Here is a 14,791-nt window from a genome sequence, read left to right on the forward strand (position 1 = left end):
TTAAGAAAACGCGCTTTTTTACGCGTTGATATGTAATTTAGTTGTAATTATTTCGGGCATATTTTTCCTTGACCGATGAGGATAATCTCCATTAAACTTAACCAAACAATAATTTATTGCTTTGCTGTGAATATTTTTTACATTTTATTCGGTATGGCTTGAGCATGCCAAACTTATATTGGGGTAATTGGGCGCTCAGTAACAAAGGTTTGCGCACCAAATAAAATTTTGCAACAAATTGCCTGATGTTTCGATATTTTGCAGGATATAATTAGATTTGCGCTTTACTCCAAAAAGGTTGTTTAATACATGAGTTCAATCGAAATAACTAAGGACACCTACCTGATGTGGTACGAACAGATGCTGTTGATGCGCAGGTTCGAAGAAAAAACAGGGCAATTATACGGACAGCAAAAAATAAGGGGCTTTTGCCACTTGTACATTGGGCAGGAGGCTGTTTTGGCCGGAGCCATGTCTGTAATTAAACCTGAAGACAGTTTAATTACCGCCTACCGCGACCATGCACACGCGCTTGCCAAAGGCGTTACGCCAAAAGCTATTATGGCCGAGATGTATGGTAAAGTAACCGGTTGCTCAAAAGGCAAAGGCGGTTCCATGCACATGTTTGATAAAGAAAAGAATTTTTACGGCGGTCACGGTATTGTGGGTGGCCAGGTGCCACTGGGTGCCGGTATCGCCTTTGCCGAAAAATATAAAGGCACCGAGTTTGTAAACATCGCTTACATGGGTGATGGCGCCGTACGCCAGGGCGCGCTTACCGAAACCTTTAACATGGCTGCGCTTTGGAAATTGCCGGTAATATTTGTTTGCGAAAACAATGGTTACGCCATGGGTACTTCGGTTGAGCGTACTACAGCCCAAACTGATATTTATAAATTAGGTTTGCCTTACGGTATTCCTTCTTCGCCGGTTGATGGTATGGACCCGGCAGCTGTTCACGTAGCGATGGACGAAGCCGTTCAGCGTGCACGTGCAGGCGAAGGCCCAACCTTCCTGGAAATGCGTACTTACCGCTACAAAGGCCACTCGATGTCCGATCCGCAAAAGTACCGCACCAAAGAAGAGCTGGAAAGCTACAAAGCAAAAGACCCGATAGAGGCTACAAAACAAACCATCCTTACCGAAAAATATGCTGATGAAGCATGGTTTGACGAAATGGACGCTAAGATTAAAGCTATAGTTGATGAAGCGGTGCAATTTGCCGAAGAATCACCATGGCCGGATGCTTCTGAATTGTATACCGACGTATATGTTCAGGAAGATTATCCTTATATCAGGGATTAAGTTTTAAGTCGAAAGTTTTAAGTCTGGAGTCTTAAGTCGGAAGTTATTAGTCAAAAAACTTCCGGACTGCAGAGATCGGACTTTCGGACTACAAAGAAGTACTAAAAAATTAAACACATATAAATAGTATATGGCCGAAGTAGTAAAAATGCCTAAGATGAGCGATACCATGACCGAAGGGGTATTGGCTAAATGGCATAAAAAAGTTGGCGATAAGGTAAAATCAGGCGATGTATTAGCCGAGATTGAAACCGATAAAGCTACCATGGATTTTGAATCGTACCAGGACGGAACCCTGCTGTATATCGGTATACAGGAAGGCGGCGCTGCCCCGGTTGATGCCGTTATTGCCATTTTAGGTAAAGAGGGCGAAGATTACAAATCATTACTTGACCAGGCTGGAAGCGCCCCTGCTGCAGAACCGGCTAAAGAAGCTGCCCCGGTAGCTGATAAAGCGCCTGCCGCTGCTCCTGCACCGTCCGCCCCTAAGGTTGACCTTTCGAGCATTCCGGCTACGGTGATCCGCATGCCGTTGCTTAGCGATACCATGACCGAAGGCACCATTGAAAAATGGAACTTTAAAGTTGGTGATAAAGTAAAAGCTGATGATTCATTAGCTGATGTGGCAACCGATAAGGCTACCATGGAAGTTGTGGGTTACGAAGCTGGCACTTTATTATATATAGGCGTAAAAGAAGGCGAAGCCGCTAAAGTAAACGATATTATTGCTATAGTAGGTAAAGAAGGTACCGACATAACTCCATTATTACAGGATGGTGGTTCGGCCCCAGCCGCTGAAGCTGCCGCACCCGCTGCTGAAACCAAATCATCAGATGCTGCTCCTGCTGCTGCAACTGCAACTTCCTCTGAAGATGACAGCCGCGTGAAAGCCTCTCCATTAGCACGTAAAATTGCTAAAGATAAAGGCATCAACCTTAATGATGTAAAAGGCAGCGCCGAAGGCGGCCGGATTATCAAAAAGGATGTTGAGGAATATACGCCATCCGCTAAAGCCGCCGCACCAGCTGCCGAAGCCGCGCCTGCCGCTGCTCCGTCTGCCGCACCAGCAAAAGCGCCTATCGTATTGCCAACCTTTACAGGCGAAGAGAAATTTAGCGAAAGGCCGGTTACCCAAATGCGTAAAGCGATCAGCCGCCGCTTAAGCGAAAGCTTGTTCACTGCTCCGCATTTCTATGTAACCATGAGCATTGATATGGACCAGGCTATCACCGCCCGTAACCGTATGAATGAAGTTGCCCCGGTTAAAATTTCATTTAACGATTTTGTAGTTAAGGCTTGTGCTGTTGCATTACGCCAGCACCCGGCTATCAACTCATCGTTCCTTGGCGATAAGATCCGCACTAACGAGCACGTTCACGTTGGTGTAGCTGTTGCCGTTGATGAAGGTTTGTTAGTACCGGTTATTAAATTTGCCGATGGTAAATCATTAAGCCACATCTCGGTTGAAGTGAAAGAGTTTGCCGGCAAAGCAAAATCTAAAAAATTACAACCAGCCGAAATGGAAGGTTCAACCTTCACCATTTCAAATTTAGGTATGTTTGGCGTTGACGAGTTTACTGCCATCATTAACACACCAAATGCTTGTATCCTTGCAGTAAGCGGTATCCAGGCTGTTCCGGTTGTTAAAAATGGTGCTGTAGTACCCGGCAACATCATGAAGGTAACCCTGAGCGCCGACCACCGCGTGGTTGATGGTGCTACAGCTGCTGCCTTCCTGCAAACCTTAAAGCAACTGTTAGAAGAGCCGGTAAGGCTGTTGATATAATTTATTGATTTCGGATATCGGATTTTCGATTTCGGATTTCGAAAAGCGATGGGTTTAGGCTCATCGCTTTTTTTGTTACTTAAGTAAAAGACTTAAGTAATTTTACACTATGGGTTACTTTAGCTGGCGCACGTGTGCCGCGTGTGCCTTTTAGGCTGTGTAAGATATTGTTGAGCATACGGAGGACAAGCGACACGCGTGTACCAGCGAAAGGGCAATGATCAACACCATCAGCAAAAAAAGTAAAATAAAAAACTCCCGGCGCATAGTCTGCCGGGAGTTTTGTTGCACAGCTTTCTTCAAAGCTGCCTGTGCTATTTTTATTTAAGCGTTATGCTTGTTTTCCCCATGGTACCGCCGTCGGCGTATAACATAATGGTATAAGTACCTTTCTGGAATGGCAGGGCGGGGTTGATCCAGTCGATGGTATATTGCGCACCGTCGTCTTTAAAATCAATAGAAGTTTTATAGGTATACTGTAAGTCCTGGCCATCGGCGCTGAAGGTGCCCGAATCAGGAGCGGTGATCAGGTTGCCTGTAGGATCGATCACCCGTACATAAATATCATGCATGGCTTTGTTAGCCAGTGTGTTACTTGCAACGGTAAAGTTTATTTTTAGTTTTTTTGCAGGATTGGCCCGGGTAACGTCAACCTCTTTGCCGCTGCCCTTTATTTTGTAGGCAACCACATCAGACGTTGCCAGCTTGAGCGCCTGGGCTACTTTAACCTTGGCCCCCAGATCTTCGTTTTGTTTGGATAGCGTATCAACCTTTTTTGATACCGTGGCCAGGCTGGTTTTCAATGTATCGCGCTCGGTGGCCAGGGATGTGTTTTGCTTTTTAAGCTCTTCAATCTGCGCAGTGTAATTGGTAACGAAATAACGCAGCTGTTTAACGTCTTCCTGCACTTTAGCCAGCTCCCGGGCGGTAAGCTTGCCCTTAGCCAGTTTAGCTCTGAGTACTTTAATGGTTGATTTTAATGAATCGTTTTTAGCGGTAAGTTCGGCGGTCATTTTGGCTTTACCGGCGGTAACCTGCTCCACCTGCGATTCGAGGCTGTCCAGTTCGGTTTGCAACCGTGTTTGCTCATCATGCTGGTAAACTATCTTCTTATCCGAGTTGTTTTTTTGCAGGTACAGGTAAACATCGGTTCCTAACAAAGCAAGTACAACCACAATTAAGAAATAAATAACATTCGAATTTTTTTTAGGTTCTTGCCCAGACTGGTTTTCCATAGCAATTAGTATTTAGTTTTAGCATAGTAAGCCGTGTTATAACAACGGTTTTACTATTGTGTTTAAAAAATTAGGTTACATCAACTTTTAAATGATATAACCGGTTTTCCTGCAGGTTTATACAGGCTGTTTTATTTCAGGCATTTAAACGTATTGAACGTTAAAACACTAAAAATATGATTTTTAATAAATTTTACTGCGTAATTGTGTAGGCGTAAAGCTAAAATAAATACAATATGTTTAAAACACAATAAGGCTTCGTTTTTTATACTTCACAATAAAGCCGCTACGTTATGAGTTTATATCTTTGCAGCTTTCACCATTAAATCTATTTAATGCATATATTTCAACGTCTTATACCCCTTGTTATTATCTTGTTGGCAGGCCTGGGCGTCAACGCGCAACCCGCCGAACTTGTACCCGCCCCGGTTGATGTAAAAATGCAGCCCAAGCGCGAATTCAGGGGGGTATGGATAGCAACGGTGGTTAATATTGACTGGCCTACCAATTCCAGATCGCCATCTGATAAGCAGAAACAGGAACTGATCAATATCCTCAACTCGCACCAGGAAACGGGCATTAACGCCGTGATGTTGCAGGTTAGGCCTGCCGCCGATGCTTTTTATGCTAAAAGCCGCGAGCCATGGTCAAAATATTTAACCGGCAGGCAGGGGCAGGCACCAAGCCCGGCTTATGACCCGCTGGAATTTGCCATTACCGAAGCCCACAAACGCGGTATGGAGCTGCACGCCTGGTTTAACCCTTACCGCGCCACCTTTGATGGTAACTTTGCCGCGTTAAGTCCGCAGCATATCACTAAAATTAAGCCTGAGTGGTTTTTTACGTACGGGGGCATCAAAACTTTTAACCCCGGCCTGCCCGAAGTGCGCGACTATATTGTGCAGGTGATACTGGACGTGGTTGATAATTACGATATAGACGGCGTACACATGGACGATTATTTTTACCCGTACCCTATCGCCGGGCAAAAAATAAACGATGAAGAGACATTTAAGCAGTATGGCCAGGGTTATGATAATATTAAAGACTGGCGCCGCCATAACGTAGACCTGCTAATCCATATGATTGCCGACAGCGTTCACGCGCATGATCCTAACATTAAATTCGGCATCAGCCCTTTCGGTATCTGGGCCAATAAAGCTCAAAATGAAGAGGGTTCAGAAACAAACGGCGGTTCTTCATATTATGAAAACTACGCCGATACCCGCAAATGGGTACAGGAAGGCTGGATAGATTATATTAACCCCCAGCTTTACTGGCAAATAGGCAACCGCGCCGCCGATTTTCAAAAACTGCTAAGCTGGTGGAGCGATAATACGTTTGGCAGGCACTTATACATAGGACAGGCGGCATACCGTATTAACGAGCGCAAAGTGCTCGCCTTCAGAAACCCATCGCAACTGCCGCAACAAATCCAGCTGATCCGCGATAACCCGAGGGTGCAGGGCAGCGTATATTTCAGCTCAAGCTCGCTTACCAATAACCCGTTGGGTTTTACCGATTCTCTGCGCGATAATTATTACCGGTACCCGGCCCTGCCGCCGGTAATGCTCTGGCGCGATTCGATACCACCCAATGCGCCGCAACAGGTTACTGCAAAGGCCCTCGGAAAAACAGTATCATTAAAATGGCTTACCCCCGCACCCGCCAAAGACGAAGAACCCGTTTACGGCTACGTGATTTACAGGTTTGATGATGGTGAAAAGATCAATATCGACAACCCTAAAAATATTTTAAAAATTAAGTACGATACTGCTTTAAACTACGATGACAACACGGTGATAAAGGGCAAAACTTATTTTTATGTGATCACCGCGCTGGATAGGATGAAAAACGAAAGCGAGCGGTCGCCCACTATAGCGGTTACGGTACCGTAATTTAATATCGGATTTCGGATGTTCGGTTTTGGATTTGAATGATACCGGTTTAGTTATTCAGCGATAGCAATCCGAATTTTTCAGATCGATCAAAATCAAGGCTTTGTCTGATCGGGCTTTTTAAATTGCACCGGTCCTTCGCCAAGCTTTATCGTGGTATCCTGCTGAATAAAAGTTGGGCTGTTGAGGCTTTCCAGCTCGTTTTTGTCTTTACTGTCTTTATAATAATTATACGCTTTCAGGGTGTGTTTAATAAGATCGTACTGTGTCCAGCCTTTAATGTCTTGATAGGTTGGGGTGTAGTAGTTCATAAACTTGCGGGCCAGCGTATCTGTAGTTAAACCGGTATATTGCTTAACAAATGGGATGTTATAGCGCTTATTAATTTCGGCCTGTTCCAATTCGCTTTTGGCATCGCGCGCGAAGCGGCGCGCACGGCTGGGTGTTTTGCCAAAAAGCTCGTAAATTCCCTGCAAGGGGTTTGAGAGCATGGATAATACCGGCGGCTTACCATTGTAATAACTACCCTGCTTTTTATACTCGTTCATAACCTCGTTCAGCTCCTGGCGTTTGGTTTGCCCCACAATTTTAACTTCGTTTAGTTTAATAATGGGTTGCATTGCAACAGGCATATCGCTGTTATTAAGCACCACTACCTTTAGGGGCGTATATTCTTCTTTAGTAAAAAGCAGGGTATCTCCTATGCGGGTTTTAATGGTAAACCAGCCAACATCATCGCTCAGCATCATTACCTTGGTATTAAGGTCTTTAATCAGCACCTGGCCCACCCTGTCGGGCGAACTTTTTTTGGAGATAATGCCCTTCAGGGTAAACTCCTGTGCAGCAGCGCTGATGGAAAAAAGGCATAGCATGCCAACTATATGCAGGTAAAAACGGGTGCGCATCAATTATAATTGAACGTAAATATATAAACTGTATTTTATACTAAATGTGAAAAAGTGTTAAAGCGCGCGCTTGCGCGCCGGTGATTAGTGATTGGAGGTTAGAGATTAGTTTTTTTTAACAATCATCCCGAAAATTAAACTTTTTTAAATCCGAAATCGAACATCCGAAATCCGAAATCAACCCAACCTCCAACCTCTAACTAACTAATCTCCAAAAATGCTATCTTTGCACATGATAAAATCCATGACAGGGTATGGAATTGCCAATTTTGATACAGGCAATACAAAATACACCGTAGAGGTTAAATCCCTGAACAGCAAATTTTTAGAATTATCGCTTCGTTTGCCGAAAATTTTCGCCGAAAAAGAGTTTCAGCTGCGTACTGATTGCAGCAAGCTGATTGAGCGGGGCAAGGTAAACCTATCCATCAATGTTGAACAGGTGGGCCAGGCAATTAAAGCTGCCGGTATCGATAAAGAGTTGTTAAAACACTATTATCAGCAGCTAAAAACCGTAAGCGAAGAGCTTGGCGAACCAACCGGTAACCTGTTGCAACTGGCTTTAGGTTTGCCCGAGGTAGTGAAATACGAAGAGGATACCATATCTGAAGACGAGTGGAAAGCTGTTGAGAAAACGTTTCAGCAGGCGTTGGCCGCTTTCCAGGATTTCAGGGCGCAGGAGGGCAATGTAATTGAGCAGGACCTGAAACAGCGCATCGGCACTATACTTAAAAATCTCGAACTGGTTGAGCTGGAAGATCCTAAACGTATCCCGCTGATCCGTGAACGGCTGGATACATTTTTAGCCGAAGCCACCAGCCGCGAAGCTATCGACCAAAACCGTTTTGAGCAGGAATTGATCTATTATATCGATAAACTTGATATCACCGAGGAAAAGGTAAGGCTTAAGGCCCATTGCGAATATTTTATCGAAACTCTTAAAAACGCCGATGCCAACGGCAAAAAACTGGGCTTTATTTCGCAGGAGATCGGTCGCGAGATCAATACCCTGGGTTCAAAGGCCAATGATGCCAATATCCAGAAACTGGTTGTAGGTATGAAAGAAGAGCTTGAAAAAATTAAAGAACAACTTTTAAACGTATTGTAAAGTTCATAGTTGTTGGTTCATAGTTCATGGCACTCCATTTACTAAAAACCAACCATGAACCATGATCCATTAACTATGAGCCAAAACGGTAAACTCATTATATTCTCGGCTCCGTCGGGTGCCGGCAAAACCACTATAGTACATCACTTACTGGGCAAGATCCCAGCGCTCGAATTTTCCATTTCGGCAACCACGCGTGAGCGCCGCGGCGATGAGGTGCACGAAAAAGACTATTACTTTATCAGCAAGGAAGAGTTTTTGCACCGTATTGCCAAAAAGCAGTTTGTTGAGTTTGAAGAGGTTTATACCGGGACTTTTTACGGAACCCTGCGTACAGAAATTGAGCGCATCTGGGCAAAGGGTAAAACCGTAATTTTTGATATTGATGTTGAAGGCGGCTTGCACCTTAAGCGTAAATACGGCGCACAGGCGCTGGCTATATTTGTTCAGCCCCCATCGCTGGAGGTTTTAATTGAAAGATTAACCGGCAGGGGTACAGACAGTGAAGAAAAGCTTAAGGAACGCTTTGCCAAAGCCGAAAAAGAGCTTGAATACGCTCCGCAGTTTGATATTATCCTAAAGAATTACGATCTTGAAACGGCTTGCAGGGAAGCAGAGGAATTAGTGAGCGCGTTTATTGGCCCCCCGGCCCCCTGAAGGGGGAGTACGAAAAACTCATTTTGTACATAGGGTCTTTTTTAATCTACTAACTTTTATTCCCCACTTAGGGGGTTAGGGGCAAATATGAAAATAGGCTTACTATTTGGTTCGTTCAATCCTATACACATAGGGCATTTAATTATTGCCAACTATATGGCTAACCATACTACGCTTGATAAGGTATGGCTGGTGGTATCGCCCCAAAACCCGCTGAAAAAATACGGCGACCTGATCAATACTTACGACAGGCTGGAGATGGCCCGCCTGGCTACTGATAATGCCACAAACATCAGCGTGAGCGATGTTGAACTTAAACTGCCGCAACCATCATACACTATTGATACGCTCACACACTTAAAGGAAAAATATCCTGAGCATGAGTTTGCCCTCATTATGGGGTCAGACAACCTGGGCACCTTGCATAAATGGAAAAATTACAAGCTTATCCTGCGCGATTACCGCATTTATGTATATCCCCGCCCGGGCTATGAGAACGCAGAACTTGCCGATCATCCCTCAGTTACCATCACCATGACACCACAAATGGAGCTTTCGGCAACCTTTATCCGTAAATCCATCGCCGAAAAAAAGAATGTACAGTACTTTGTACCCGATTCGGTGTTGAAGTTTATTGAGAGTAAGAGTTTGTACAGATAAAAGCTATAAAATGTAATCATTCGCGGCCATTTTTGGTAAATGAGATGATAACGCTTATTTTAAGGTGGTGAATGTTGATGATGTTACCTTCAAAAAGGTATTGGAGCAGTAGGCCGTTAAACCCCAGCTATCTTAATTCATAAACAACAGCCTCATAAGGTAATAACTTTCCGTTTTTTGATGGCTGCCTGTAATTCCCCGTTAAAACCCTGCTTTTTGCAAAATCAACGCCGGTGTTCGTGTCAACGGGTTTGCCCCTAAAGTTTAGCATGATCAATAGTTTTTTGCCATCCAGCTCGCGTGTATAGGTGTAGGCATCCGGGTTTTGCGCGTCAAGCAGCGTATATTTCCCATATACCAGCACCAGGTTGTCCTTCCTGAGTTTCACCAACCGCCTGAAATAATTTAACGGGCTGTTCGCGTCTTTTTCCTGCAGCGCGGCGTTAATGATTTTATAGTTAGGATTCACTTTTATCCATGGTGTGCCGGTTGTAAACCCGGCGTTATTATCGCTATTCCACTGAAAAGGTGTGCGGCCGTTATCCCTGCTTTCAAAAGCTATCCGTTGCAGGTATTTTGACAAATCGCCACCCGTGTTTTTTAGCCGCCGGTACTCATTAAGCGTTTGTACATCCCTGTAATCATCAATAGAGGTAAACCCGGCGTTGGTCATGCCCAGTTCATCGCCATTGTAATAATAAGGGGTGCCCCTCATGGTCATTAAAAATGTGGAAAGCATTTTTGAAGAGAGTTCCCTGAATTCCGGCTTATCATTACCAAATCGGCTCACCAGCCGGGCCTGGTCATGGTTGGCCAGGAAAACCGATAACCACCCCTTCGCTGCAAATGCGCTATCCCATTTGGTAAACACCTGTTTTAAGTGAATAACGCTATAACCTTCGGGCCTGGCAATATCCACACCTTCAAACGCGTAGGCCATGTTTAATTCATTCCGGTCGGCATCCACCAGGTTGTGGGCGTCCTCAAAGGTATTGCCGGCGCCTTCCGCAACACTCATGAGGTTGTATTTGCGCAGCACCTGCCTGTTCATTTCCTGCAGATAGCCGTGTAAATTGCCCTGCATGGCATAATATTGCGTAAAGTTTTTTTCAAATCCGCGCGGAAAGGCCGGGAAGGTGGTATCCTTGGCCGCAAACTGGAAGGCGTCGAGCCTGAAGCCGTCTATTCCCTTATCGGCCCAAAATTTCATAATGTCATATACCTCGTTTCTGAGCTTTGGATTTTCCCAATTCAAATCAGGCTGCTTGCGCGAAAAATAATGCAGGTAATACGCATTACTAAGCGAATCATAGCGCCATGCATCGTGGTTAACATCAAAAAGACTATAACGGTACGGTGGTATGCCTTGCTCAGCATTCCACCAATGATAATACTCCCGGTAAGGATTACCGCGCGAACTTTTGCTTTGTTTGAACCATTGGTGCTCATCACTGCTGTGGTTTACCACCAAATCCATCACCAGTTTTATACCTCTTGCATGCATGCCTTTTAACAGGGCGTCAAAATCGTCCATGGTGCCAAAATCCGTCATAATATTGCGGTAGTCGCTTACATCGTAACCGTTGTCATCATTCGGCGAACCATAGATCGGGTTAAGCCAAACCACATCAACACCCAAACTTTTAATATAGTCAAGCCTGGATATAATCCCCTTCAAATCTCCTATCCCGTCTCCGTTATTGTCTTTAAAACTGCGGGGGTAAACCTGGTAAACTACGGCTTCTTTCCACCATTTACGGTTTAATGTATCCGCTTTATTTTGGGCACGGCATAATAAATGAGGCAGCTGCAAGGCAACAGTTGCTATCAAAAGGAAAAGTAGTTTCTTCATCATAACGATCAACTAAAATGAAACAGCAGGAATTATTGGTTTATACTGGCAAAGTATAGCAGTAATGTAACAACAATTTGTTAAACAAGCAAATACCAGCAAGTTACTCCAGGGCAATTTTTTTCAAAAACATAGCAGGCATTGCTTAGGTGAAAAGGCCTTTATCCCAGCCCTGCAAAGGAGAGGCTGTGTCCTGTTATCAAAAGAGGGCTTTGTTACAATGAAAACGATGCTTCCTCTTTTATGTTATGGCCAGTCGAGGCTTAAAAAGTCAATAAATGAGGATTGTTGCTGATTGTAGGGTGTGAAAAGATATGACTTTATGGCCATTTATTTGTGTATATAACAAATATATGAAATCAGATGATTGAATAATTTTTCAGTTGTCTTTAATAGCTTTTTATCAAAGTAAAAGAGGCTGTACCATGATTTTGGGGTTCACTCCACCACCATGATATAGCCTCTTTTTATTATCGCTTCAGCTGATATTACATCGATAACATCTCAACCAGCTTAATCATATTAGGATCAATACCCTGGTGGTGCTTAATGGCGTGCTCAAACGGCGTATAAGCAATTTCACCGTTAATTAAGCCGATCATTTCGTTGCGGTGACCGTCGCGCAGGGCCTCAACGGCTGCCGCGCCTACACGGCTGGCCAACACCCTATCCATACAGCTTGGCGCACCGCCGCGTTGTATGTGACCTAAAATAGAGATCCTTGTGTCATAATTAGGAAATTTTTCCTGCACCAAACGGCCAACCTCAAAAGCGCCGCCCACGGTATCATCGCCTTCGGCAACAATTACAATACGCGATGTTTTATCTTTACGGCCAAACTCCAAACGGTTAAATAAACCTTCCAGTCCTGTTTTGCTTTCGGGGATCAGGATAGCCTCTGCGCCGGTAGCTATACCTGTACGTAAAGCGATCAGGCCCGAATCGCGGCCCATTACCTCGACAATAAATAAACGATCGTGCGACTCGGCGGTATCGCGTATCTTATCTACCGCGTCAACCACTGTATTGATAGCCGTGTCATAACCAATAGTAAAGTCGGTCCCTACCAAATCGTTATCAATAGTGCCGGGTAAGCCTACAACCGGAATGTCATACTCGTTTCCAAAAACTTTGGCGCCGGTAAAAGTACCGTCGCCGCCAATGGCTACAAGGGCATCAACTTTATGTTTTAACAACTGTTCGTAAGCGTTTTTGCGGCCTTCGGGGGTGCGGAAATTATCGCAACGCGCGGTTTTTAAAATAGTGCCGCCGCGCTGAATAATGTTTGATACCGATTTGCGGTTCATGGTTACAAACTCGCCTTTGCCCATGCCATCATAGCCACGGCGGATACCCGTAACCTCAATTCCATAGTACATTGCGGTACGTACCACCGCCCTGATGGCGGCATTCATACCAGGAGCGTCACCACCGGATGTAAAAACGCCGATATTTTTGATCTGAGTCATTTTTTGTTGTGGTTATGATATAGGTTTCCCTATTCATAACTTAATTAGGGTTATAAATATTGTTCGCTGATTAACGCCGCCAACCAATAAAACGCGGCATTTAATATTTTGCGCGAATTTACACTAATTTTTTACCCGATTGTTATTTTTTATACGCCGAAATGCCGCTATCTAAAAATTTAATGTACAATGGTATGTGATATTCGGCAGGCAGCGGAGCTATTTCATTACCCGCAGCATCCTTTAACAGGTTGCCATCGCTATCAAGCATAACATAAAGCGGCTGCGAATTGGCGTTGAAGCGTTTGGCTTCCAGGTCGCTCCATTTACCGCCCAGGGTTGTGATTTTTTTGCCGCTGTAATCAGATGTGAACTGTTCGGCCACCGGCAAATCGGCTTTATCGTCAACAACCAATTGCAGCAGTACAAAATCGTTTTTAATCCGACGGAAAACTTCTTTGTCCGACCATACATCAGCTTCCATTTTACGGCAGTTAACGCAGTTAAAACCTGTAAAATCTATCAATATGGGTTTGTGCAGCGCTTTTGATACCTGCAGGGCCTGGTCGTAATCGTACCATGCATCAAGTCCCCTTGTTTTAATGCTGGTGTAATTATCAGCATATTTTGGTTTGCCGATATTTACCGGTAAAGCTACGCTGGCCGCATTGGAGCCGACAACAGCAGAACCAGCATCGGGTACGGCAGAAAGGTTAAAGTCCTGTGTGCCTTCGGGCGGTAAAAACGCGCTGATGGATTTTAAAGGAGCGCCCCATAAGCCTGGGATCATATAAACAACAAACGCGAACACCACTATAGCCAGAAAAGTGCGGGGAATAGTAAGGTATTTAACATCGCTGTCATGCGAAAATTTGATCTTCCCTATCAGGTACAAGCCAACAAGCAAGCCTATGGCAATCCAAAGGGAAAGGAACACTTCCCGGTCCAGCCAATGCCAATGGTAGGCTAAATCTACGTTCGACAAAAACTTAAGCGCGAAGGCCAGTTCCAAAAAGCCCAAAACAACCTTTACACTGTTAAGCCACCCGCCGGATTTTGGCAAAGTTTTTAATGCGGATGGGAATAACGCGAATACGGTAAACGGCAATGCCAGTGCCAGCGAGAAACCGAACATACCCATCGCCGGGCCCAATCTGTCGCCTTTTGAGGCGGCATCAACCAGTAAAGTGCCGATGATAGGGCCGGTACATGAAAAGGATACCACAACCAGAGTGGCCGCCATAAAAAATATTCCGGCGAGGCCCCCCTTATCGGAGTTCTCATCAAGTTTATTGGCTAATGAACTTGGCAGCGTAATTTCAAAAGCCCCCAAAAACGAGGCTCCGAATACCACAAGCAATAAAAAGAAGAAAATATTAAATATTCCGTTGGTTGCCAGCTCATTCAGCGCGTCGGACCCGAAAATGATCGAGATCAGCAAGCCCAATGTAACATATATTACAATGATGGATACCCCATAAATAAGCGATTGCATCACCGCCTTGCTTTTGTTGCCGCTTTTTTTGGTAAAAAAACTAACGGTTAACGGCAGCAACGGGTAAATACAAGGGAGGATCACCGCTGTAAAGCCGCCTATAAGGCCCTCAATAAAAATTTGCCAAAGCGTTTTTGGCTTTTCGCCCTTACTTTTTGATGCAGAAGTTTTGGCTACCGCTTTTTTTGCCGCATCGGCTTTTTTAACCGAATCCAGGTGCTTTTTCCTGATTGCAATACTGTCGGCAGCGGTGGGGATATCTGTAAATGTAACATCGGCTGCCGATACGGTGGTATCGGCAGCTTTTTTCTGCACCGCGTAAACAGGGTTTACTGCGGCTATGTTTAAAATAAAAAGGGTAATTAATGTAATGAACCCGGCGCGCAGGATAACACCTTTATCTGATAATTTCATGACTACT

Annotated in this window: 11 protein-coding genes; 6 read left to right on the forward strand and 5 right to left on the reverse strand. The window is 44.6% G+C overall.

Annotated elements, in window-relative coordinates; genetic code table 11:
- Positions 1-309 precede the first annotated feature (309 nt).
- Positions 310-1,305 (forward strand): pyruvate dehydrogenase (acetyl-transferring) E1 component subunit alpha, encoded by a 996-nt coding sequence (gene pdhA / locus LX99_RS23420; protein WP_022831497.1) that lies wholly within the window; start codon positions 310-312, stop codon positions 1,303-1,305.
- A gap of 130 nt (positions 1,306-1,435) precedes the next feature.
- Entirely contained in the window at positions 1,436-3,091 is a 1,656-nt protein-coding gene (locus LX99_RS23425) for a dihydrolipoamide acetyltransferase family protein (RefSeq protein WP_109610202.1), read from the forward strand.
- Positions 3,092-3,411: 320 nt separating this feature from the next.
- Here the strand turns inward: LX99_RS23425 and LX99_RS23430 are convergent, their stop codons facing one another.
- Complete coding sequence (locus LX99_RS23430; protein ID WP_022829737.1) at positions 3,412-4,326, reverse strand: hypothetical protein; 915 nt, start codon at positions 4,324-4,326, stop codon at positions 3,412-3,414.
- A gap of 335 nt (positions 4,327-4,661) precedes the next feature.
- Here LX99_RS23430 and LX99_RS23435 point away from each other — a divergent pair, with 335 nt between their 5' ends.
- Positions 4,662-6,224 (forward strand): glycoside hydrolase family 10 protein, encoded by a 1,563-nt coding sequence (locus LX99_RS23435; protein WP_109610204.1) that lies wholly within the window; start codon positions 4,662-4,664, stop codon positions 6,222-6,224.
- A gap of 95 nt (positions 6,225-6,319) precedes the next feature.
- Here the strand turns inward: LX99_RS23435 and LX99_RS23440 are convergent, their stop codons facing one another.
- Complete coding sequence (locus LX99_RS23440; RefSeq protein ID WP_109610207.1) at positions 6,320-7,129, reverse strand: hypothetical protein; 810 nt, start codon at positions 7,127-7,129, stop codon at positions 6,320-6,322.
- Between the two features lie 244 nt (positions 7,130-7,373).
- Between LX99_RS23440 and LX99_RS23445 the strand changes: the two genes are divergently transcribed.
- The 3 genes from LX99_RS23445 (at position 7,374) to nadD (ending at position 9,554) form a co-directional block, all read left to right on the forward strand.
- Complete coding sequence (locus tag LX99_RS23445; protein WP_109610209.1) at positions 7,374-8,237, forward strand: YicC/YloC family endoribonuclease; 864 nt, start codon at positions 7,374-7,376, stop codon at positions 8,235-8,237.
- A 54-nt stretch (positions 8,238-8,291) separates the two neighbouring features.
- Positions 8,292-8,894 (forward strand): guanylate kinase, encoded by a 603-nt coding sequence (gmk, locus tag LX99_RS23450; RefSeq protein ID WP_407937416.1) that lies wholly within the window; start codon positions 8,292-8,294, stop codon positions 8,892-8,894.
- Positions 8,895-8,981: 87 nt separating this feature from the next.
- A complete protein-coding gene (nadD, locus tag LX99_RS23455) occupies positions 8,982-9,554 on the forward strand; it encodes a nicotinate (nicotinamide) nucleotide adenylyltransferase (protein ID WP_022829741.1) in 573 nt (190 codons plus the stop codon).
- Positions 9,555-9,681: 127 nt separating this feature from the next.
- Here nadD and LX99_RS23460 read toward each other — a convergent pair whose 3' ends face one another.
- The 3 genes from LX99_RS23460 to LX99_RS23470 form a co-directional block, all read right to left on the reverse strand.
- Entirely contained in the window at positions 9,682-11,409 is a 1,728-nt protein-coding gene (locus tag LX99_RS23460; protein WP_245928000.1) for a glycoside hydrolase family 13 protein, read from the reverse strand.
- Between the two features lie 485 nt (positions 11,410-11,894).
- Positions 11,895-12,875 (reverse strand): 6-phosphofructokinase, encoded by a 981-nt coding sequence (pfkA, locus tag LX99_RS23465; RefSeq protein WP_109610215.1) that lies wholly within the window; start codon positions 12,873-12,875, stop codon positions 11,895-11,897.
- 142 nt (positions 12,876-13,017) lie between these two features.
- A complete protein-coding gene (locus LX99_RS23470; RefSeq protein WP_109610217.1) occupies positions 13,018-14,784 on the reverse strand; it encodes a protein-disulfide reductase DsbD family protein in 1,767 nt (588 codons plus the stop codon).
- Between the last annotated feature and the right edge of the window lie 7 nt (positions 14,785-14,791).

Origin of the sequence: Mucilaginibacter oryzae (genome assembly GCF_003148845.1) — a bacterium.
Classification (GTDB): Bacteria; Bacteroidota; Bacteroidia; order Sphingobacteriales; family Sphingobacteriaceae; genus Mucilaginibacter; species Mucilaginibacter oryzae.